Below are 21,892 nucleotides of genomic sequence, written 5' to 3'. Positions count from 1 at the left end.
CATTCCGGTTCGAATCCGGATCTTGGCTTTAACTTTATCTTTCATCGTGAGTGAGTTTGGCGGCCATAGCGGCGGGGTAATTCCTGTACCCATCCCGAACACAGAAGATAAGCCCGCCAGCGTTCCTTACTGTACTGAAGTATGAGAGTCTTCGGGAAATACGGATCGCTGCCAACTCACTCACAATTGATCCTGCTTTTCTATTAACAATATTTTTATTCTACAAACAGTAACAACTTTAGACTTCTGGTTTTTCTTGGTTATTCTAGTACTCTAAACTAAACTCAATGTCCCGCGCAAAGCGCGGCACAAGCAAATAATATCAGGAATTGTTAAATGCTTATTCTTCTACATTTCTGCCCATAGCTTCATTAACATCCTGAATAAAATCTGCCTTTGTAACAATAATAACCTCATCCTTTTCTCGAAGTTTTGGATCTTTTGCAGCAAGGATAAATTCATTCTTTCGGTAAATTCCAATAATGGCACTATCTTCAGGAAGTGATATTTCTGACAATTTCATATCAATCACACTTTCTGTTGCTACAATTCCCATAAACCTTACTTCAGAACGTACCAGATTACTTAGTTCGATTGTGTTAATTCCTCTCAGCACATCTGCAATATATCTGGATGAAATGCTTGAAGGATTGATCATATAATAAAAACCAAGCTTATTGGCAACATCCATGAACTGCTTGTCCTCTATTTTCAGGATTATCTTTCCAACTTTTGCATCCCTGGCAATCAAACCAATAAGAATATTGTTCTGGTCATTACTGGTACAGGCAACGATTGCATCTGCACTAGAGAGGTCTGCTTTTTCCAGAATATCAGGTCTTGTTCCTTCTGCATTTATCACAGTACAATCCAGAGTTTCAGCAAGTTCTTTGGCTATTGCCTCATCCTTCTCGATAAGTATGACCTCTTTCCCCTGGTCGATCATGTTCTTTGTCAGAAGTATCCCCAGTGAACCTGCACCTACAACTATCACTCTCATATTCTCACACTCTTCTTGTTGTCTCTTTTTCTTTTAATCCATGTTCCCGGCATGAACAGCAGTATCAACGGTATAATTTCAATTCTGCCAAATAACATGTCAATAATAAGTACTGCTTTTAGCACCGTTGGCATGGCAGCATTGGTAATTCCCACAGAAAGCCCGACTGTGCTAAGCCCACTTGAAGCTTCAAAAACAGAACTGCTGGTATCCACTCCATAAAGTATGAACATGAATGATGAAACTACAAGTATCAGAGTATAAAGCAACATGAATGTCACCAGATTGTATATTTCCTCACTTTCTATTACATGTTCTTCTATCTTCATGGGAGTGATAGTTTCTCTTGGAAGAAACAATCTGATAAGTACATTATGTACGACCTTAAAAAGCAATAGCACTCTGAAAACCTTTATTCCGCCAGCAGTTGATCCCACACACCCTCCTATCCACATCATGAATATCAGTACTGCTTTTGATGCTTCTGACAGGATGGAAAGATCAAAAGTAGAAAAACCTGCAGTTGTGATCGCAGAGATGACTTGAAACAAATTATCTTTGATAAATGCATATTCAAAATTTTCTTTTGGTAACGTGAAGGCAAATACAATTGAACCAAACACAATCAACGCCAAGAATAATTTTAGTTCTTTGTTTCCGAAAAACTTCTCCGGCTTCTTGAACAGATATGGGTAAAGTACAAAACTGATCGCTCCAAGAATGCATGATATACTAATGGCAGTAGGTATGAGATTTCCACTATATGCAGCTATACTAGCAGTCTGTGTTGAAAACCCTCCAGTTGATACGCAGCAGAAGGCATGACATATGGAGTCAAAAAGAGACATTCCACTGAACAGTAGCAGACCAATGGAAACAAGTGTTATGATCACATAAACCTTGCCAAGTGTACGGGTTGTGGAGATCACAGTCGGTTTAATCTTCATCTCGCCATAGTTGGCTTTGTACATCCTGTATGCTGTAGTCCCGGGGCTGATAAGGACTGAAAGGACCACAAGAATTATTCCAATTCCTCCTACCCATTGTCCCCATGAACGCGCAAAAAGAAAAACCGGCCCTACATCAGCAGGAGCGACACTGAGTCCAGTTGTTGTAACTGCAGAAACACTTTCAAAGTAAGCATCAAACAAAGGCATGCCAGTTGACAGTGACATAGGAATAGCACTCAAAAGTGCTGATATGGGGAATACCAGGGCAACAATAATTAGTGCTTCTTTTGTTTCAAGGTCATAATCAGGTAAAGTCCTGTAAATAAAAGACCCTGCTAAAAAACTGATTGCTGCACTTGATCCATAGTATGCAGCAGCTTCAAAATTGTGGAATATTATAGCAACGATCATCGGAACGACAAGAACAAATGAAAATGCCAGAAGATAATATCCCATGTACTTAGCTACAGCCTTGATGTCAACAGGGGTATGCAGTTCGTACATATACTATAATGCTTCCTGAATCATTATAAATTATGTAGTAAGTTCTGGATTAGTTTCCGGATTAATTTCCTTATTTTTTTCGTTAATTTACTCGTTTATTATTTTGAAGAACTTCCCAGAGGAAGCTTAAATATATCTTAACCTCATCTAGTGGCTCATGTCACAATTCGATATCATACACAAGGATGCAGCGGGCCGTATCGGTAAACTCACAACGCCACACGGTGTGGTGGAGACCCCTACCGTGATGCCTGTTATCAATCCAAATATCCAGACCATTAAACCATCTGAAATGAAGGATTTTGGTGCTGAGATCCTTATCACAAATTCCTATATTATTTACCGTAAGGACGAGTTAAGGGAAAAAGCTCTCAAGGACGGTTTGCATGCATTACTCGATTATGACGGTCCTATCATGACAGATTCCGGTTCTTTCCAGCTTTCAGTCTATGGTGAAGTGGAAGTCTCAAATGCGGAAATTATTGATTTCCAGCAGAAAATAGGAACAGATATCGGAGTTCCTCTGGATATTCCTACACATCCTGATGTGACCTATGAGAAAGCAAAGGAAGACATGGACATTACAATAGAACGCCTGAAAGAAGCAAGAGGACTTGTAAAAGAGGGCGGTATGCTCCTTGCTGGTCCTGTTCAGGGTGCCACTTACAAAGACCTTCGTGAAGAATGCGCACGTGAGCTTTCAGATGTTGGTTTTGATGTTTACCCATTCGGTGCGGTAGTTCCACTCATGGAAGCTTATCGCTATGCGGACCTTGTGGATGTTATCGCTTCAGCCAAGAAAGGTCTTGACCCTGTAGCACCAGTACATCTTTTCGGTGCCGGACACCCTATGATGTTCGCACTCGCTGTTGCTCTTGGATGTGACCTCTTTGACTCTGCAGCCTATGCACTTTATGCAAAAGATAGGCGTTATATCACTTCAAGAGGCACCTATCATATAGATAAGCTCAAGTACCTGCCATGTTCCTGCCCTGTATGTATGGCTCACACAGCAGAGGAGCTTAAAAAAGCCCACAACTGTACTGAACTTCTTGCAAGGCACAACCTCTATGTTACATTTGAGGAAATGCGAGAGGTCAAGCAGGCTATCTGGGAAGGCAACCTTCTGGAACTTGTAGAACAGCGCTGCCGCTCACACCCAAGAATGCTGGAAGCCTTAAAGCAGATGACCAATTATTCCTCATGGCTGGAGGAATGTGACCCATCATCCAAGTCCACTTTCTTCTACTGCGGGCCTGAGTCTGCAAAGAGACCTGAGGTTCTTCATTTCACCAAACAGCTTGAAAGGCTCACCATCAAAGGTTCAGTGCTTATCAGGCCATATCCTACAAAGAAGGATAAGGAGTATGATAATGTCATGGTTTTCAAACCACCGTTTGGTTCCTATCCCCAGGATCTTGCAGAGGTCTATCCTTTCAATGCAGAGGTTGTACGGACTCCTGATTATGAATCTCTGGAAACTGCTTTCCTTAATACTATAAAGCTGATTGAGCTGAATCCTGAGGCAAACTACACTTTCCTTATGAGGGAGAGTTTTGAGCATCCTCTGGTAGAGAAACTTGCTGAAATGGACAATGTTACAGTTGTTCCACCGAAGAGTGATTAATTATTTCTATAAATGTATCATGTTTGAATATCTTTTTCGATAAGATTTTTTGATTTTCCTTTTTCTATTTTTAACAGTTGAATTTGAGTTTATTTGGCTCACACAACCCTAATACTAATATATAATACAGGGAATTAGGTGCTATAATCTATCAGGTGATATACTTGGTTTCCACTTCAGGCTCTAAAACACGAAATCCCTATCTTGAGATGTTAAGGCCGGAAATTTCTGACATGGACATAGCTCTGCCTGCAGCCAGCGCTTTACTGGCATCATATCTCACAATGGGGGCACTGCCGGACCCAATAATGTTCATTATAGCTGTGATAGGTGGCTATGCGGCTATCACCAGTTCCTATGTTTATAATGATTGTTGTGATATCGATATTGATACCATTAACCTGCCTGAAAGGCCGCTTGTAGCTAACAAGCTCACAAGGGATCAGGCACTTAAATATGCAGGGTTCCTGTTCCTGGTTGCCAGTGCAGCAGCTCTTTACCTCAATCCGGAATCATTTGTGGTTCTTTTAATTGCTGTGTTAACCATCAGTATATACTCAAAACTAGCAAAAAGAATGACATTTCTGAGCTTTGTTCCCGTAGGAATTGCATACGGACTTGTGCCCATTGGCATATGGCTGGCCTTTGACCCTGCAGGTATTCTCAAAGAACCTTCCTATGGTTCCATACTTCCGCTTCCTGCGATCTTCCTTGGTCTGATGATGTGCTTTACAGACTGGGGATTCACACTTTCAGGTGTGGCAAGGGATGTAGAAGGTGACAGGGCCAGAGGAGCACCAACATTTCCGGTGACTTTCGGCATTCCAGCAACAGCAAAATTCGTCACTTTCATGTGGGTTGTAGGTGTGATAGCTTCACTTGCAATCGGACTTACAGCAAAGATAGGTCCTATATACTTTGCAGGCGCATTGCTTGCAGGTGGATGGATGCTCGTCCAGTCATTTGATTTCATAAAGAATCCAACAGAAGAGCGTGGAGGAAGACTTTTCCTTCAGGGCTCCAGATATAGGGGCATAATGTTTGGTTCTCTCATACTTGATGTAATACTTTGCATACTCGTACCGGCATATTCCGGTATCCTGTGGTAAATTTAGTTTAGAGGTTCAAAATGGATGCAGATATCATAGTAATAGGAGCTTCCCCTGCGGGAGTCATGGCAGCCAGAAATGCATCGGCAAAAGGCTGCAAGGTCATTCTTCTAGACAAAAAAGAAGCTGTGGGCGTGCCCACTCATCCTGCAAACACATTTTTCAAAGGAATGTTTGACAGGACTGGAGAGGAAGTTGACCAGAGTTATGTAATAAAGAACCTCAAGGGTGCCTATATCATTGCACCTTCAGGGAAGAACGTTATCTTTGAAGGCGATGCTTATTTCCTTGACAGGAAGAAGTTCGATGAATTCTACATTAAACAGGCCAAGGATGCAGGCGCTGATGTTCGTTTCGGTATTGAAGTTCTTAATGTCCTCAGGACAGAAGGTGGCTTTATTGTAAGCACATCAAAAGGTAAGATAAGATGCAAACTTGTCATTGTCTCAGATGGGATAAATTCAAGAATCGCCGCACTTCTTGGAATGAAGCCGATCAAACATACTCCGGATATCGCCTGGTCCCTTGAGGCTGAGATCGAGGCAGAAGGAATCGGTGAACCTGATTACTTTGAGTATTATGTAGGTAACCACGCTCCCGGATGGAAGTCCACATATTCTCCATGCGGTGGCAACCGGGCTACACTTGGGATGTATGTACGCAGGCATGGTACTGATGTTTCAGACTTTTTCGATGCATGGCTTGAGAGGTTCAAGGAGCTCAAAGGTCTGGATGATGTGAAGATCATAAGCAAATCCACAGGTGGTGACCCGATAGTTGCAATTCCAGGTGACATTGTGGCAGACGGTGTGATGATAGTTGGCGGTTCAGCAGCACAGTCCGGAATTGGCTATGGTATGCATGCGGGACAGATGTGCGGTGATGTTGCAGCCGATGCCATTGCAAAAGGTAATACTTCCAAGAACTTCCTGTTCGAGTACAGGAGACGCTGGAATGCAGCTTACAGGACCGAATACTATCTTGGAAGATTTGCTATGGAAACTCTCAGGAAGATGACTGATAAGGAGGTCGATGGTATGATGGAGGTCTTTGAAGGTGAGGACCTGAAGGTTCTTAGCGGAAGTCCTTTCAATCAGGCACTACAAATATCAAAGATGATACTGAAGAATAATCCATCTTCTATACTGTCATACAGAGCAGTTTTCAGGAACAAGTAGTGATGAAGCCAAAATACTATTTCTACAAGAACCCTTTTTTCAAGGTTTATGCCCAGGTTGAAAATAACCGGGTAAGAATGAAGACCTCAGGTATTGCATCCTCTGTCATGGGTTCGTTTGTAGCGGATATGATGGAAATATTCGAGAACACAAAACCCTCAAAGGTTGAAAAAGACAAACTTATCTATTCAACATGGATGCCTCCTATACCCAGCAAGGCATTTGACAGGCTCGTATCAAGCCAGATGAAAGCCATGAGGGGAAAATATGTTCCTGAGCAGATCACAATTTCAATAACTGAAGAGTGCCCTAACAGGTGTCTTCACTGTGCCCTTCCAGATACTAAGAACAAAGCAAGGCTGAGCCCTGATACTGTAAAAAGTGTGATAGACCAGACTATTGATCTTGGTACTACGCTCATAATATTTGATGGTGGTGAACCTCTTCTTTACGATGGCCTTGAAGATCTCATAAGTTATGTAGATCAGTCACGTGCAATTCCCGGACTTTTCACATCCGGTGTGGGAATGACTCCTGAGCGTGCAGAGAGTCTCAAAAAAGCAGGTCTTTCCATGTTAAGTGTAAGCTTTGACAGTGCCAATGAAGAAGGACACGATTACATGCGAGGCAGGCCGGGTGTTTTTAAGGAAGCTGTAAATGCTCTCAAAAACGGACTTAATGCGGGTCTGCTAGTTGGTATTTATGTGGTTCTATCGCCACGTAACGTTGATGAACTTGATGATTTCTACGAGCTTGCAAAAGAGACTGGCGTTCATGAACTTTCATTCTATGAGATAGTTCCAACAGGCAGGTGGGAAGGTCATGAAAAGGAAGTGCTTTCTTCTCAAGACCTGAAAAAGTTCGATGATTTTGTAGAAAGAACATCCCATGCAGAAGGGCCACGTGTATTCCCAATTCCTCAGATCATCAGGAAAATGGGATGTTTTGCCGGCAGGAAATGGCTGCATGTAACTCCTGAAGGTGATGTGCTTCCATGTGCATGTATGCCAAAACCATACGGTAATGTTCACGAGGAAAGTCTTGCATCTATATGGAAAAAGATATACACTGATCCCGTGTTCGGAAGCGGACCATGTCTGATGCGTGATGCTTCATTCAGAATAAATCATCTCGGCCTTGAACGGTGAGATAATTTCTATTTTTATTCTTTCAGATAATCATCTGTGTTAAAGCATATTTGCTTCAATAATTGGTAGTAACTATTAATTACTAACAATATAACTAATAAAAAACAGTTGAAAGGAGGGTGAAGATCACCCTCTTTAATTTGATTATTTCAGGACTCCAGATCTCTGGATCGCCATCAGGTTTTCCATGGTAAGCTTTTCGCCGGACTTGAATTTGTCAAAGATGTCTTCTGCATCCTTGCGTGCCTCTGCCCTTGAAGCCTCTTTCCTGCCATCGACATCTCCCTTCTTCATCTTGCGGAGTTCTTTGTCAATGTCACGGATCTCTTTCTGGGCTGTGATGAAGAGTTTGTGCTGTTCATCAGCTTTTTCCTGGAAGTGAACGAATTCTTTGTGAGCAGCATCAGATTCTGCGCGGACCTTGTCAGCCTCTTTGAAGGTGGTAATCATCTTGTCATGATATTCCTGTGCCTTCTGTGCGTACTCTGAAAGTGTAGTGTGATAAGTGGATGCCTCGTCCCTGATCTCCTGTGCTTCAGCCAGCAGGTTCTTGAGCTCATCATTGCTTTCAAGCTGCTGTTTCTTTACAACATACTGTTTCTGGAGTTCAGTGATCTTGTTGACCAGTTCTCTTTCCTTGTTGGTTGTAAGGACCTCTGTCTGCTGTGTGAATTCCAGCCTGTCGATCTCCTTGCGGATATCTTTGATAGAAGGACCACCAAGGTTGTTCTCATTGCGTATCTGGTCGATCTTGGCAAATACATCGTTAGCCTTGTTGTTGACCTCATCACGGAGTGCTTTGTTTTCCTTTACCTTCTCGTTGTTCTCGTCGCGGAGCACCTTGTATTCCTGTGCTTCGTTGATAAGGTCTTTTGTTTTCTTATTCAGCTCATTACGCTTTGCTGCGAGTGTACTTGCTTCTGCGTTGAGTTCGTTACGTTTCTTCTTATATTCTTCAGACAGGTTCTTAAGCTCTGTCTTCTTGTCGTTCAGTTCTTTTATCATTTCCTTATTATCCTCCCGGTCCAGCAAAAAAGCTGGCATTTCATGCATCTCTAATGCACGATACTTGGCATTACTCGGAATCCAGGGACTGGATGACCGGTATAACTGCTTCAAGGTTCTTTTCTGTAATGACAATATTAGCATGTGCATGAAGGATCGGTTTGGAATTGAATGCAATGGCAAACTTTGCTCTTTTGAATATGCATATGTCATTGGCACCATCACCAACTACCACACATTCATCAGGCTTAATTCCGTATTTTTCAGAGATATCTTCCAGAACAAACTCCTTGGAGCCCTGATCTGTCAGCGGACCTCTAACCTCTCCTGTAAGACATCCATTGTCTGTCAGAAGTTCGTTTGAAACCACATGATCCATTCCCAGTGTTTCACCAACACGGTCAGCAGCTATTGTAAAGCCGCCTGAGATCATTGCGGTTTTGTAACCTCGGGATTTCAGGTAGTAAACCAGTTCTTTCGCACCTGGCATGAAAGGCATTTTGGCAAGAGCCTCATGTGCCTTATCAAGTGGCAGCCCTTTAAGAAGTTTGACCCTTTGCTGAAGAGCTTCGGAAAAGTCGAGTTCCCCATGCATTGCCCTTTCAGTTATGGCGGCTACTTCGTCTCCCACTCCTGCGGCCTCTGCTAGCTCATCAATGGTTTCAGCATCAATAAGGGTGCTGTCCATATCAAAAACTATTAACTTGATCCTATCAGAATTGTTGCTGGTACGACTCACTTCATCAAACCTGGAATTTGAATCCCGTATTGAAACAGTATTTAAGTGCCGAGATTGATGTGAAATAAGTTACATTGCTTTTAAGGCTTTCGATAGAACGAATTCACAGCGGTTCTATTTTCGGGAAGTTAGCTGAGTTGTCAAAAGACAGAATACCATACTTAATCTATCCAGACATAATGTCCTGTTATTATAGTGTATCATAGTATCTCGGATGAAATATGGTACTTTTCAGGTAAGGCTGAGCGCGTTTCATATTCTCTCATTTTTCATTTTATTTCTGGTATATTTATTCATTTTTGGATTGTAGCGCTCTCATTCCAAAAGTAATATATGCTACACTGTCCATTGCACTACTGTGATTTTACATGGCAAAGATTGGATTCATTAAGCTAGGTAACTTAGGTATGAGCCAGGTGATCGACCTTGTACAGGACGAGATCGCAGCAAGAGAAGGTATCAGCGTTCGCGTTTTCGGTACAGGTCCTAAAATGGGCAAAGATGAAGCAGCAGCAACAGAAGAACTCAAGAAATTCGATGCTGACTTCTATGTAATGATCAGCCCTAACTCAAGTGCACCAGGTCCAACCGCAGCTCGTGAGATATACAAGGACGTTCCATGTATCGTTATCTCAGACGGTCCAACCAAGAAGGACGACCGTGCAGCACTCGAGGAAGCAGGATTCGGTTACATTATCATGACAGTCGACCCACTTATCGGCGCAAAGACAGAATTCCTTGACCCTGTAGAGATGGCCTCATTCAACTCTGATGCAATGAAGGTCCTTTCAACCTGTGGTGTTGTAAGACTCATTCAGGAAGAGCTCGACAAGGTCGCTGCAATGGCAGACGAAGGTAAGGAACTCGAACTTCCACACATCCTCGCAAAGCCAGAGAAGTGCATTGAGAGAGCAGGATTCAACAACCCATACGCAAAGGCAAAGGCACTTGCAGCTCTCCACATGGCTGACTCAGTTGCAAAGATCAACTTCCCGGCATGCTTCATGATGAAGGAGATCGAGCAGGTTACACTCACAGCAGCAGCAGGTCACGAAATGATGCGCGCTGCAGCTCAGCTGGCAATCGATGCAAGAGAGATCGAGAAGGCAAACGACTCAGTCTTCAGGCAGCCACACGCAAAGAAAGGCTACCAGATGACCAAGACCGCTCTCTACGAGAAGCCACAGCAGTAATTTCAATGAAGTACCCTTGTGGTACTTTCTTTATCTTTTTATGGATACTCTTTTTGCGATACTGATCGGTATTGCCCTGTTTGTTGCATTTGTTCTTTTCACAGCTTATTTCATGAAGTCCACATTGTACATGAATAAACAATCAAGCAGAGTAGAAGAGAATAAAGAATCTGAAAATAACGACGATTCTCTAAAAAATGACAATAGGAACTGATTCCCATTGAAAAACATATTTGAATATATTTATTCTTGTAATTATTTTGGCTCTTCCTTTGCTCTTGGCATTGCTATAATTTCCCTTATCTGCATGCCGAAGAAATCAAAAGAATGCGCAGGTCTGACAACTACGGATACGTCTGCTCCCTGTCTTGTTCCACCAATTGCTATGATTTCTGTGTCAAGGGATACTGGTATGTGACCTGAATCCGCCGCCATCATTACGCACTCCAGAGCGACCTTGAATCCTTTTCCAAATACTGCTCTTAATGTGTCAGATATGACATCAGCACGGCTTGCACCACCAATACGCTTCTGGATCGCACGCTCAACACCTGAGAACATGTGTGACTGTGTTGTCATTACCACACCAAGCTCGTTGAGCTTTGCAAGCTTGTCCTCGTCGACTTCCCATTTTCCAGGTTCTTTAAGTCCGTACTGGTGTGTGATCGCTATGATCTTGACATCCTGATCTTTGAACGCTTCTGCGGCAGCAAGTGCTGTTTCCCCGCTTGTGCTTGCCAGCACAATGTATTTGATTCCAAGCTCTGCTGCTCTTTTTGCAGATAATTTCATGACCTTTTCTGTATTTGCTTTTCCAACATCATCAAAGTATGTGATTGTCTTTTCCATGTTATCGCCTTTTGGTAATGGTCTTATGATATAGAGTTGGATGATTTCTTGGTTTAATGTCATATGAATGTTTGTGGTGGAATGTTAATCGATTGTATAAGCTATTCCGGTAAATATCAAAAGACATGTAGAACAACTGATGGAAATGTGAACAAAAAACAGCTATGAAGCTTATGTTGCATGCACCATGAATGCATTTGCTTTGAAGTAAGAATTTAGCTCAAAAGTCAACAATGAAAAAACCTTCGATAAAGGACGGACCTCAAAATATCATCATGCCATGCAGTTTGCCAGGATAGCACACACTATTTATATATAACCAAACATTTCATTTTTAATGATTGATCTGAGGACAATATTCATTTGTACAATCGCAGTTGAACTTTTCCTCGTATTAGTCATGTTCCTGTATTGGAAGACCCAAAAAACATATCCTGGTTTTTTCAAATGGATACTTGGCATTTTTTCTTTATTGATTGCTCATATACTTTATTCATTTAGAGGCACTGGCCCGGATTTTATGACAATTGCGCTGGCAAATACATTTGTAATTCTCAGTGTGTTCCTTAAATTAGAAAGTCTGAAACTTTACTTTCACGCTTCTGCTTTTCGTAGACAGGTATATTTGCTATTTATCCCTTTGGCATTGGTATTTTACTTCTTCACAGAGTACATTGATATTTCTCTAATTCGTACCATTATAGTTTCAGTACTGGCTATCCTTATATTGTCTAAATCAGTGTATATTCTTTTGACCCGGTGTAGTCCTGAAGAGATGCTGTTCTCCAAACTATTTGCAGCCCTTTACACGCTTTTTGTTCTGGTTATGTTAGGAAGGTTGCTGGAGTGGTGGATCGTACCAGTAAACAGGGATTTGTTGACTCCATCGTTCTTTAATGATAGTCTAATGTTTATGGATCTGATAATATCTGTTGGTACGACCATAGTGTATCTTCTATTGAATGCTCAGAGGATGAACAGTGAGCTCGAATTGTCAAGGCTGAAAGCACAGGATTTCGCAGAACGTTACTTACACGCAGTAAAATCTGCAAAGGCATGCGTCTGGGATCTTGATCTGACAACCGGTGATCTATTCTGGGATGAATCACTCGATGAATTATGCGGGTCACATATTGAATCCGAAAAACAACTTAAAAACATATGTCAGTCATTTGGTATCGATCTTGACAATATTTCCGATCTCAGGAATGCATGCAATGTGGGCATGGGTCAGGATTATCTGAAAACCGAGTTTAACTTTTCTCCTCCTTATAGTGGTATGCGATACTTGCTAGTGCATGCAACTACTGCATGTGATGGTGCAAGTCCGGATAGACTTAGTGGATTGATCTATGATCTTACTTCTTTGAGAAAGGCTGAGCATGCACTAAAAGAATCCCACCGAAAACTAAACCTTTTAACCGATATCACTCGTCATGATATACTTAATAAGGTCCATATTGTAAGGGGCTTTGGGGAACTTCTGACCAGAGATCTAAACAATCAGCAGCAGGAAATGGCAGCTCATATTGTTGAAAGTGCTAATCTGATCTTTGATCTTATCTCTTTCACAGGTCAATATCAGAATATCGGGATGCAGGATCCGAAATGGCAGGATATTGCTATTCTGCTGGATTCAAGCGAAATTCATGCATCTATCGATGGTATTGCATTGACACGTCCCGAATCCGGAACATTGATCTATGCCGATGTAATGCTTGAAAAACTCCTGTTCAATTTAATTGAGAACTCTTTGAGACATGGGGGTAATGTAGACTCTATTTCTCTTTCATACGAATATTCTGGCAATTCCCTTAAAGTAATATATCAGGATGATGGTGTTGGTATTCCAGAAGAGGACAAAGAGCAGATATTTGAAAGAGGACATGGCGAAAATACCGGGCTGGGTTTGTTCTTTTGCAGAGAGATACTAGAAATAACCGGTTTGAGTATTCGGGAAACTGGAATCTATGGTGAAGGCGTCAGATTTGAAATAATAGTCCCTCCTGACTATTTCAGGGTTGGCAATTAATCTCTGGCTTGTTAGTAATTTAAAAAGTCTGGCTGAATTGTAATCTTTAACGAAACTTAATGTTCTCAGTTTTGTTTGCTGGCAAACGATGCTCTTATCTATAAGCTGATTCTTATATTAATGTAGGGAGTTTAGCAAGTTGTATTTTAAAAGGTGATCGTTTGGCTGAAACAGATTATGACGATAACAACGTAAAGATCATAACCACAGAGATTCAGACTGAAAACCCGATATTGATCGAGGGTTTTCCGGGTATAGGTTTAGTTGGCAACATTGCCAGTCAGCAGATAATAGACGAACTTAAGATGGAATATGTAGGTTCCATAGATTCCAGGCATTTTCCGCCTATAGCAGTTCTTTACGAAGGACTGATCAACATGCCTGTCAGGATCTACGAAAGCACAGAGCATGGCATGGTAATGGTAGTCTCTGATATTCCTATCAATCCGGTAGTTGCATACGATATAAGCAAAGCGCTTCTTTCATGGGCCCAGGCCATCAATGTAAAAGAGATAGTATCCCTTGCAGGAATCGCAACCATGAGTGAGGAGCACAAAGTATTCGGTGCAGCCACCAACATGGACATGCTGGAAAAGATAAAGGACAAAGTAGAACTATTCCAGATGGGTACAATATCGGGAATATCCGGCAGCATCATGGGTGAATGTCTCGTACGTGAGATCCCTGCCATAAGCCTTCTCGGTTCAACCATGAGTCAGAACCCTGACCCAAGGGCTGCAGCAGTGGTAATTGATGTTCTGAATCTTCTTTATGATTACAAAATCAACACCGAAGGTCTCATAGAACAGGCAGAGAAGATCGAAATCGAAATGCAGAGACTGGCAGAAGACGTAAGAACGACCGAACAGCCCACAGCAGGTGGAAGGAAAGAGTTCCCAATGTACGGGTGATAACATGGAATATATTGCTTTAACAGGAATATCTGAACGTGTTATCTCTGATCTGAGGCAGAACAGGCTTCTGACCATTGAGATCAGGAGTCCTCACAACTTTCTGACAGCACTGCGTATGAACGTAGGCGACATGTTGTTTTTGACCCACACAAGTCCAGAGGACCTCACAGGTGGCAGCATGGGTATAATCACCAAACTGGTCAGACATCAAGTCTCAACACATAGGGTGATGCAGAGCAATGAAGCCTTTTACGAGGAACGTGAAACCACAAGCCTCAGGCTCCAGCTTGACCCAAAATGCATTGCACGCATCAGAAAAGTCCTGAACAACACCATCGGTGAAGTCACAAAAGTAGACGCGGAAGAAATTCCACTCTACAACGCAAGATGATAACAATCTATGGAATCAAGATTCTATACGATCCGATAAAATCAATCAAATGTTGCAGGGATGTTTTTAAGTCCCTCTTCTATTTCTTGGAGCATGCTATATGCAATACCAATCGGAACTTCCTCATTAGCATAGCCACTGTGTTTTCGTGAACCTTTGCACCCGTAGGAAATACCGATCCCTTCTTTCAGCACTCGTGCTGTACAATCTCCGCATATGGATGTTGCACCAATTGACCTTGAAGTAATCCTTTCACCAAAATGAAATGCATATGCCTGTATTATTTTCATAGCGCTTTCAGGTTTAAGATAAAGCAAGAGGACATCGAACTTGCCGGCATTCTTCCCCAGAGGCTCGATTTTCAATGATCTGTACTCCTGTTCAATCCTCGGAAGTGAATCCACAGCTTTCTTTGCAGTCTTTTCATCCTTATAGCGATTGGACTTCAAATAATAGTCTGCCGGGCTGTCCTCACTAATTCCAAGTATGAATTTTCCAGGTCTGCATCTCTGGTCTTCTATCAGGAAAGACTCTCCATTTCGAGCTTTATGTACAAGTTCACAGTAAAGCAGGTCTGAAGTCTTACCTTTATCGTTACAAAGAGAAATGCACACAGGCTCGCCTTCGTCCATAAGCGCTTCAATATTCGGGTAGTTTTGACAATCTTGATGATTTGGATAATCAGGATTATTTGAATCTCTGCATAGCTTCATAATCTCAATCCCTATCGTTCTGTTCCAGAATCTCTTTCTTAGCTTCTGCAGCATGCATATGTGCAAGTCTTGTAGGTTCAGGTAACTTATATCCTTTCAGACAGTGTTTTACGATCTCAAGGGAGCTATCAACAGATACTTTGTGTCCGGGTGCCACAATGATCGGATTACTGCGTTTATTACTTTTCAGAAGCCATCCAACCTGTTCACCTTCGTACACAAGTTTCTGTGATTCTCCAACCTCAACAGGTGTTTCAGAATCTCCACACAGTATTTTCTTGGAAACTCCAATAGTTGGAACATCCATAACTACTCCAAAATAAGTAGCCATTCCTGCTTTTATTGGATGGTTGATGCCACAGGAATCAAAGACTATCAAATCTGGCTTGTTTTCAAGTTCCATAAAAACAGATGCAATAGCTTTTCCTTCCCTGAAGTTCAGGTAGGTTGGTATGTACGGAAGCGGGACTTTCTGTACAACGTGCTTCTTTTCAATTACATCAAGGGAAGTGTAGTCCAGAACAGGCATGGCACAGACTATCTTATTGTCAAAATATGCGCAGTCCACACCTGCTATCTTTTCGATCTTTCCAAAGCCGTCCTCAAGACTGAGATTCTCAATGGCTTTGTTCTGGAGGATTCTGAGTTCCTCCAGTGTGCGTGAAGAGGGGTCGAACCAATAGTCCAGTTCGCTATTATTCAATAGTTGCCCTCACAGTAGTGAACACAGGTCCACGGATATCGATCTTCTTCTTGTTGCTTGTGATAAAACGCTGTGCCAGTGGTTCAAGGCGAATGTTTATCTCGGAAGGAACCTTCACGATTCTGACCCTTGTCTCAACTTCACTCTCACCGTTTGCCACTGCACTCTCTATATCCTTTACCGCCTGGCATGCAAATGCATCAAGGAATGTAATACCGGTTCTTGCGGAGTGGTTCTCAAGTACCTTCTTCCACTTCTTGTTGTCAGGTACTCCGAGAATGTCGTTCTCATATGCAACAACTTCATTGAATACGGCAGGTCCACAGAGTTTTGTTTCTTCTTCAGGTTCGATAACTGAGACCTTCACCTTCTTTCCATCGATTTCTCCTTCCCATGCGGGGAACTCACATGGACTTGGAGTTGAACCATGTTCCTTACAGATATCCACAATAGCTTTTACAATATCCATGCCTTCTGCGGTTTCAGGAACATTTGCAACTTTGACATTCTTTGCAAGCTCATTGTCGGTCATCTTCCATTCGGAATATTGTGTTATCTGTGGGTATGTGAGTGAACGGATGTCAGTTGCATCGTGAAGTATCATTGCAAGCCTTTCCACGCCAAGTCCAAGGTTCATCACAGGATATGGTATATTGTACTGTGAGAGGGCGATAGGAGAGTAAATACCGAAGGTTGCTATCTCTATCCATCCATCAGAATATTTTGTCTTAGAACCTACCAGATTAGGATGGTATGCAAATACCTCTATCTGAGTGTCAGGTACGTAGTATTTGCTGCGCTTGTCATCAGGCCTGAACATAAATTTCTCAAAACCGAACTGAGATAGCAATCCCTGTGCCACTGCTTTTCCGTGGTCGATGGTCACGTTCTCATCCATGATCACACAGGATGCAGAGTAGTATGTCATAAGACGTGCAGCATCTTCATCCTGCTCCCTTCTGAAGCAGCGGTCAATTGAGAAGAAGTTAAAAGGTGGATTTGCACGCTCGATTATAGATGAAAGACTGATGAACCAGCCTGAGGTCATGTGACTTCTAAGAGTCTTCTTGGTTGCCTGTGGAATGAGTTCCTTGAATTCCGGGAAGACCTGGTCTATCATCTCAACTACAAGTGAGTCTGAAACATTGATGCTGGCTGCGATCTCAGGTACGAGGTCATCTCCCTCGACATCACCCTTCTTGTATGCGTGAAGAACCTTCCTGATGGTCTCAATGGCTTCATCATCCACACCACCTAATATCTCCTTGATCTCAGCAATACGCTCGTCTGAGATGCCTACATTTGGACGTGGAAGGCCTGCAAGGTAGAAGCACCTGTCAAGGACAGCCAGTGCCTCATGACTGAACTGCTTGTGAACCTCTCTCTCATCAACAATGAGTGGGTTCATCATTTCCTCAAATCCCATTCTAAGATAAGCATCACGGAGCTTTGAGATCGTGTCATATACAGGGTGTGGCTTACCGAATTTGATTGTCATGTGAGGGTACTGGTCATTCAGCTTTGACTCGCTGATGTACTCTGTACCCTTATTCCATGCAGCGTCAAAATCCTCGCTTGCTGCTTTTTTGATATCATCAGGGTTGAATTTCATGTATATTCCTCGTAATATGTGTAAATATGTGATCTTGAAATTGAAATAGATGGATTAATTCTGAATGTTCAACTAATTAATTCGGTTCTCAAATTCCTTCATTGCCTTTTCCAGTTTTTGCTGACGCATGGCATTTGTAAGATCGCCCCTGGTCTTCTCTATCATTGATCTTGTGACATCGGTCTTATGCCGAAGTCCACGGGTCATAGCATCAGAATAGTCGAACATCATGAGGCAATTGTAAATCTCTTCCATCAGGCCCAGGTATTTCTCGCCTTCTTCAGGTATGTCCTTTCTTATCAGGTCAAGGATGTGTCTTCTGAGTTCCCCGCCAACATCCCCAAGCCCGTTAAGATAGGCTACGTTGCTGACATTAAGCTCCTGAGGTCCGGGCACTTCTTTATCTTCACCACTGAGTATGTTGAATATAACAAGACACTCTACGAATTCCTGCTGAGCATGTTCAAGAAACCCGGAATAGTATATGTCGGGATGATCCGCAAGCAATGTGTTCATTTTTTCTATCATTTGCATGGATTCGGATATCAGCGAGTTTGCCTTATCAAAATCCCTGTTATGTATGCTGTACATTGCTGTCCTGCAGTTGCGCACAACGTCTCTTGAAATTGCCAGACTGCTCTCTCTTGCTTTGTCTTTTTCCTCAAAGCTGTCTTTAATACCGCAGGATATATTGTAGATCATTCCAATCCTTTAGTTCATTTACAGCTTGATATAAACAGTTTTTCAAAAGCGTGGATAAAAACAGTGATATTTTGTCGAAAATCCAAAATATCCATACTTCAAAGTTGAAAAAGGTAAAAAAGCGAACAATTAGATTGTTCGTCTTACTCGTCGACCGGAATGGTCTCGAGCTGGCTTGCAACATCCCAGATAAGAGTTCTTGTGTGAACAGGGATGTTAGGGTCGTTACTGATATCCTCAAGAATGGATATGCTTGATGATGTTCTCAAAAAGAGAGGCTCATCACTTTTACTTAATGTTTCCAGAATATCATTTGCAGAACGCCTGATGTTTCTTGGTACTGAATTATCGTTTGCGATATATTCTAACTTCTGTTTGCATTCTTCAATGACTTGATCAAAACTTGACATATAGGATCACCTTGATAACTTTGAAATCAAAATAGGGTTGCTCAATTTATCCCTAAATAATTATATTCTATAAAAAGACTTTCATTGGTATATATGTTTTGAGAAAAAGGAGATAACATGTCAAACACTGATGATGAAAATATACAGAAAATATCTAGAATGCTTGAGATTGGAGGAACGATGCTTGCACAACATTGTGGCAACTGTGGTGCTCCTCTCTTCCGCTATCAAGGAAGGGTACTATGCCCTGTTTGTGATGATGTCCGGGACCCAAGGGTAGGTATGCAGCCACCATCTTCTCCGACAGTTACCCATAAACCAAAAAAAGAAGATTCTCCAGTAGAAAAAGAGGAAACTCCAGTTGCGGCAGTACCGCAAATTACACCTTCAAAACCTCAGCGTGAAAAAACAACTGTAAGCCAATCATCTACAATTCCTGCATCAATTCCTGAACTGGAAACATTGCTCATAAGAAAAATGGTGTCACTTGCAAGTGCAATGCAGGATGAGGCAGATGTAAGAAGGATATCCGATCATCTTGATATGATCGAACGCTGCATGGATATCATGAATAAAATGAAGTAAACAAAGGAGTATGTGATTTTCGTAAGTGGAATTTTCCACTTACTTTCTCTTTTTATTTTTACTAATCAACGTTTATACTCACTGCCAATTATCTCTCTGATCTTGGCTGCGGTCTTAGGTCCGACATTATTGACCTCAAGCAGTTCTTTGTAACTGGCTTTCATCACGTTTTCAACAGAGCCGAAATGCTTCAGGAGATTTCTGGCTGCTTTAGGACCAATATCAGATATTGAAGACACAACATATTCCTGCTGCTGTGGGAGCATAGCTGCAGCTTTCTTTCCATGCATGTTAACTTCGCGTTTTTCATCAACCTGTTCTCTCTTCGCGATCTGCTGCAAGAGGGCAGCAGTATCTTCCGGGTCGCGCGTATAGAATATTGAAACGCCAAAATCCAGTGATATCGATGAAAGGGTTCCGTGAATAGCATTCGGATTTATTCCTCTGCAATTGAAAAGGCTTTCACCTTCAATTATGAGTATTGGTTTTTCATAAGCTCTTGAGAGATTTGCTATCTGCTCGAACAATTTTTGCTCTATAAGTGAACCTACAAAGTCCTGCGTCTCTTTTCTCTCCACAGCAATGCGGTCACTCAGGATATAGTCCCCGACTTCCAGTGTTTTTACTATGATCTCAGCACCATTTCTGTCAAGGCAGCGGGCAACAGAACTGCGTATCTCGCGCTGGTCCACAACAATTTTGATACTATCCTTGTTTTTTGATTCAGAATCATCGTTGTCATCATATTCGAACAACGTTTTCTGGTCATTCCCACTGGCATCCAACATGAACTCTTCTTCAATTGAGTTGTTCTTCCTTGCTGGCATGGCTGCCTGAAGCTCTCTCATGTTGTTCTGCATTTTCCTTTCCTTTGAAAGACTGCTCCAGTAGTATCCTTCATCCCTGGTGCCTTTTGTAACAAGCACAACAACACGACCTTCATGTTTCCTTCCGGTTCGTCCTTTTCTCTGGATACTTCTGATCTCAGAGGGAATAGGTTCGTAAAACAGCACAAGGTCTGTGGATGGAATATCAAGGCCTTCCTCTGCAACAGAGGTTGCCACAAGCACGTTATAATCCCCAGCTTTGAAATGCTCGATGATCTCAACCTGTTGCTTCTGTGTCAATCCTTTGTCCTTGTATTTGGATGCCTGTCCCACAAATCTCACTGGTCTTATGCCTTCGACTTCAGCAAGTGCATTAGTAAGCATCTCTGCAGTATCCCGATAATTAGCAAAAACAATAACTCTGGAATGCGGTTTATTTTCAAGTTCATTGAGGACTATATCTTTCACATATTCCAGCTTGGGATGCTCAAGGTCACAGTCTCTCAGGCGGTACACGACCTGCCTGATGTAAAGGTCTTCAGCCAGACGTTTTGAAGCCTTACTTCCACTTTTAGAACCTGCTTCGTTGTCCAGCCTTTCCATATACATTCGCAGGGCTTCAAGTCCCTGTGTTTCCGTAATTTCCACAGCGTGACTGACTTTGAGTATCTCTGCAAGTAAGGATATGGCGCTGTATACCGAAGTATCAGGCATCCCTCCCCTGAGTTCTCCCTGAAGTTTTGCCTGCAATCCAAGCAGGTCTTTTTTAGAAACATATCTCTGGTTGTAGATGGGATATCCAAGTTCTGTAAGTTTTTTGTACCTGTCTTCAAGAACCTTGTTAAGCAGATCTTTGATCTCTTTCATCTCGTCAGGAAGGTTGATGCGCTTCCATTCGATCTCCTTCCTATGAATGTAAGGTTTGACATCGCTGTCTGATTCAGTTTTTACAGCAACCGATTCGATGTGAAGTGACTCGCAGACCTCTGCTATCTTCTCATCCGAACTACCGGGACTTGCAGTTATCCCTAAACAAAGAGGATTTTTTGCAGTTTCAAAATACTTCTCTGCAATGTATGTATAAGCGTAATTTCCAACTGCGCGGTGCGCCTCGTCAAATGTGATGTGTGCAACGTCTTCAAGACTTATCCTCTTAGTCAGTATATCATTCTCGATGACTTGGGGTGTGGAAATGATAACTTTCCCCGTCTTCCAGAGTTCAGACCTTTTCTCTGGAGTAACACTCCCTGTGAATGTGAGGACTTCTTCTTCCGGGATGTTCATGACGTTTCTGAAAAAAGATGCATGCTGTTCCACCAGAGGTTTTGTTGGTGAGAGCACCATGACTTTGCCACCAAATTTCTCAAGGCGTGATGCCATAACAAGAAGACATACAACGGTCTTTCCAAGTCCTGTTGGCAAGACAACAAGTGTGGAAACATCAAGAGCCTTGCCTGCCAGGTCGAGCTGATATAGCCTCTGCTCCACAGTATCTGCTTTTATCAAAGGGTGTTTGATATATTCCGGCATGTTATCATACTTGCATGGTTACATGTTCACCATTTTTTACATTAAGTGTCTGGCTTTGCAATATATACTCTCTTCAGACTTTTAAAGCTGAGCTAAGCAGGGTGAAAGTATTTCATATATTGGATAACAGAAAATGAACTAAAAAAGTAAAAGAAAAAGAGAACAGAAAAT

At 42.1% G+C, this 21,892-nt stretch carries 21 protein-coding genes and 1 rRNA gene; 11 read left to right on the top strand and 11 right to left on the bottom strand.

The window, feature by feature from the left end:
- Nucleotides 1–55 precede the first annotated feature (55 nt).
- Nucleotides 56–177 (top strand): 5S ribosomal RNA (gene rrf / locus BLP52_RS06570).
- Nucleotides 178–340: 163 nt separating this feature from the next.
- Here the strand turns inward: rrf and BLP52_RS06565 are convergent.
- Nucleotides 341–1,000: a potassium channel family protein gene (locus BLP52_RS06565; protein WP_091709659.1), complete on the bottom strand. Its 660-nt coding sequence runs from the start codon at nt 998–1,000 to the stop codon at nt 341–343.
- Nucleotides 997–2,454, bottom strand: coding sequence for a TrkH family potassium uptake protein (locus tag BLP52_RS06560; protein WP_091709658.1), 1,458 nt, complete (start codon nt 2,452–2,454; stop codon nt 997–999). The genes BLP52_RS06565 and BLP52_RS06560 overlap by 4 nt, the downstream gene beginning before the upstream one ends.
- Before the next feature lie 157 nt (nt 2,455–2,611).
- Here BLP52_RS06560 and tgtA point away from each other — a divergent pair, with 157 nt between their 5' ends.
- The 4 genes from tgtA to BLP52_RS06540 all read left to right on the top strand — a co-directional run bounded on the left by tgtA (nt 2,612) and on the right by BLP52_RS06540 (nt 7,516).
- Nucleotides 2,612–4,081, top strand: coding sequence for a tRNA guanosine(15) transglycosylase TgtA (gene tgtA, locus BLP52_RS06555; protein ID WP_091709657.1), 1,470 nt, complete (start codon nt 2,612–2,614; stop codon nt 4,079–4,081).
- A 164-nt stretch (nt 4,082–4,245) separates the two neighbouring features.
- Complete coding sequence (locus tag BLP52_RS06550) at nt 4,246–5,190, top strand: UbiA family prenyltransferase (protein WP_202905735.1); 945 nt, start codon at nt 4,246–4,248, stop codon at nt 5,188–5,190.
- Between the two features lie 20 nt (nt 5,191–5,210).
- Nucleotides 5,211–6,368, top strand: a complete 1,158-nt coding sequence (locus BLP52_RS06545) for an NAD(P)/FAD-dependent oxidoreductase (RefSeq protein ID WP_091709656.1) — start codon at nt 5,211–5,213, stop codon at nt 6,366–6,368.
- A 2-nt stretch (nt 6,369–6,370) separates the two neighbouring features.
- On the top strand, nt 6,371–7,516 hold the full coding sequence (locus BLP52_RS06540; RefSeq protein ID WP_091709655.1) for a radical SAM/SPASM domain-containing protein: 1,146 nt from the start codon (nt 6,371–6,373) through the stop codon (nt 7,514–7,516).
- Nucleotides 7,517–7,660: 144 nt separating this feature from the next.
- Here BLP52_RS06540 and BLP52_RS06535 read toward each other — a convergent pair whose 3' ends face one another.
- Both BLP52_RS06535 and serB read right to left on the bottom strand, forming a co-directional pair.
- A complete protein-coding gene (locus tag BLP52_RS06535; protein ID WP_091709695.1) occupies nt 7,661–8,521 on the bottom strand; it encodes a coiled-coil protein in 861 nt (286 codons plus the stop codon).
- A 70-nt stretch (nt 8,522–8,591) separates the two neighbouring features.
- Complete coding sequence (serB, locus tag BLP52_RS06530) at nt 8,592–9,260, bottom strand: phosphoserine phosphatase SerB (protein ID WP_091709654.1); 669 nt, start codon at nt 9,258–9,260, stop codon at nt 8,592–8,594.
- Between the two features lie 368 nt (nt 9,261–9,628).
- On the opposite strand from serB, the gene BLP52_RS06525 reads away from it, so the two are divergent.
- Together BLP52_RS06525 and BLP52_RS14510 are read left to right on the top strand one after the other, a co-directional pair.
- Nucleotides 9,629–10,453: a F420-dependent methylenetetrahydromethanopterin dehydrogenase gene (locus BLP52_RS06525; protein ID WP_091709653.1), complete on the top strand. Its 825-nt coding sequence runs from the start codon at nt 9,629–9,631 to the stop codon at nt 10,451–10,453.
- A gap of 40 nt (nt 10,454–10,493) precedes the next feature.
- On the top strand, nt 10,494–10,667 hold the full coding sequence (locus BLP52_RS14510) for a hypothetical protein (RefSeq protein ID WP_162272949.1): 174 nt from the start codon (nt 10,494–10,496) through the stop codon (nt 10,665–10,667).
- Nucleotides 10,668–10,708: 41 nt separating this feature from the next.
- Here the strand turns inward: BLP52_RS14510 and BLP52_RS06520 are convergent, their stop codons facing one another.
- Nucleotides 10,709–11,302 (bottom strand): pyruvate kinase alpha/beta domain-containing protein, encoded by a 594-nt coding sequence (locus BLP52_RS06520; protein ID WP_091709652.1) that lies wholly within the window; start codon nt 11,300–11,302, stop codon nt 10,709–10,711.
- A 751-nt stretch (nt 11,303–12,053) separates the two neighbouring features.
- Between BLP52_RS06520 and BLP52_RS06515 the strand changes: the two genes are divergently transcribed.
- The 3 genes from BLP52_RS06515 to BLP52_RS06505 all read left to right on the top strand — a co-directional run bounded on the left by BLP52_RS06515 (nt 12,054) and on the right by BLP52_RS06505 (nt 14,639).
- Nucleotides 12,054–13,334, top strand: coding sequence for a sensor histidine kinase (locus BLP52_RS06515; RefSeq protein WP_162272948.1), 1,281 nt, complete (start codon nt 12,054–12,056; stop codon nt 13,332–13,334).
- 161 nt (nt 13,335–13,495) lie between these two features.
- A complete protein-coding gene (locus BLP52_RS06510) occupies nt 13,496–14,245 on the top strand; it encodes a proteasome assembly chaperone family protein (RefSeq protein ID WP_091709650.1) in 750 nt (249 codons plus the stop codon).
- A 4-nt stretch (nt 14,246–14,249) separates the two neighbouring features.
- Entirely contained in the window at nt 14,250–14,639 is a 390-nt protein-coding gene (locus BLP52_RS06505) for a DUF473 domain-containing protein (protein WP_091709649.1), read from the top strand.
- A 41-nt stretch (nt 14,640–14,680) separates the two neighbouring features.
- Here the strand turns inward: BLP52_RS06505 and BLP52_RS06500 are convergent, their stop codons facing one another.
- From BLP52_RS06500 to BLP52_RS06480, 5 genes are all read right to left on the bottom strand, one after another.
- A complete protein-coding gene (locus tag BLP52_RS06500) occupies nt 14,681–15,352 on the bottom strand; it encodes a DUF169 domain-containing protein (protein WP_238380746.1) in 672 nt (223 codons plus the stop codon).
- Nucleotides 15,353–15,356: 4 nt separating this feature from the next.
- Nucleotides 15,357–16,055, bottom strand: coding sequence for an endonuclease V (locus BLP52_RS06495; protein WP_091709648.1), 699 nt, complete (start codon nt 16,053–16,055; stop codon nt 15,357–15,359).
- Nucleotides 16,048–17,667: an O-phosphoserine--tRNA ligase gene (sepS, locus tag BLP52_RS06490; RefSeq protein WP_091709647.1), complete on the bottom strand. Its 1,620-nt coding sequence runs from the start codon at nt 17,665–17,667 to the stop codon at nt 16,048–16,050. The genes BLP52_RS06495 and sepS overlap by 8 nt, the downstream gene beginning before the upstream one ends.
- A 72-nt stretch (nt 17,668–17,739) precedes the next feature.
- Nucleotides 17,740–18,369 carry a translin family protein gene (locus BLP52_RS06485; RefSeq protein WP_091709646.1) on the bottom strand — a complete coding sequence of 210 codons (630 nt, stop codon included), beginning with the start codon at nt 18,367–18,369 and terminating at the stop codon, nt 17,740–17,742.
- Nucleotides 18,370–18,512: 143 nt separating this feature from the next.
- Nucleotides 18,513–18,779 (bottom strand): stationary phase-response protein, encoded by a 267-nt coding sequence (locus BLP52_RS06480; RefSeq protein WP_091709645.1) that lies wholly within the window; start codon nt 18,777–18,779, stop codon nt 18,513–18,515.
- 117 nt (nt 18,780–18,896) lie between these two features.
- Here BLP52_RS06480 and BLP52_RS06475 point away from each other — a divergent pair, with 117 nt between their 5' ends.
- Nucleotides 18,897–19,364 carry an Sjogren's syndrome/scleroderma autoantigen 1 family protein gene (locus BLP52_RS06475; protein WP_091709644.1) on the top strand — a complete coding sequence of 156 codons (468 nt, stop codon included), beginning with the start codon at nt 18,897–18,899 and terminating at the stop codon, nt 19,362–19,364.
- Nucleotides 19,365–19,429: 65 nt separating this feature from the next.
- On the opposite strand, the gene BLP52_RS06470 is transcribed toward BLP52_RS06475, so the two are convergent.
- Complete coding sequence (locus tag BLP52_RS06470) at nt 19,430–21,721, bottom strand: DEAD/DEAH box helicase (protein ID WP_091709643.1); 2,292 nt, start codon at nt 21,719–21,721, stop codon at nt 19,430–19,432.
- Nucleotides 21,722–21,892 lie beyond the last annotated feature (171 nt).

Origin of the sequence: Methanolobus vulcani, from assembly GCF_900100715.1 — an archaeon.
GTDB lineage: Archaea > Halobacteriota > Methanosarcinia > Methanosarcinales > Methanosarcinaceae > Methanolobus > Methanolobus vulcani.
The sequence above is the reverse complement of the archived record's forward strand: the minus strand, read 5'-3'. Positions and strand labels throughout refer to the sequence as shown.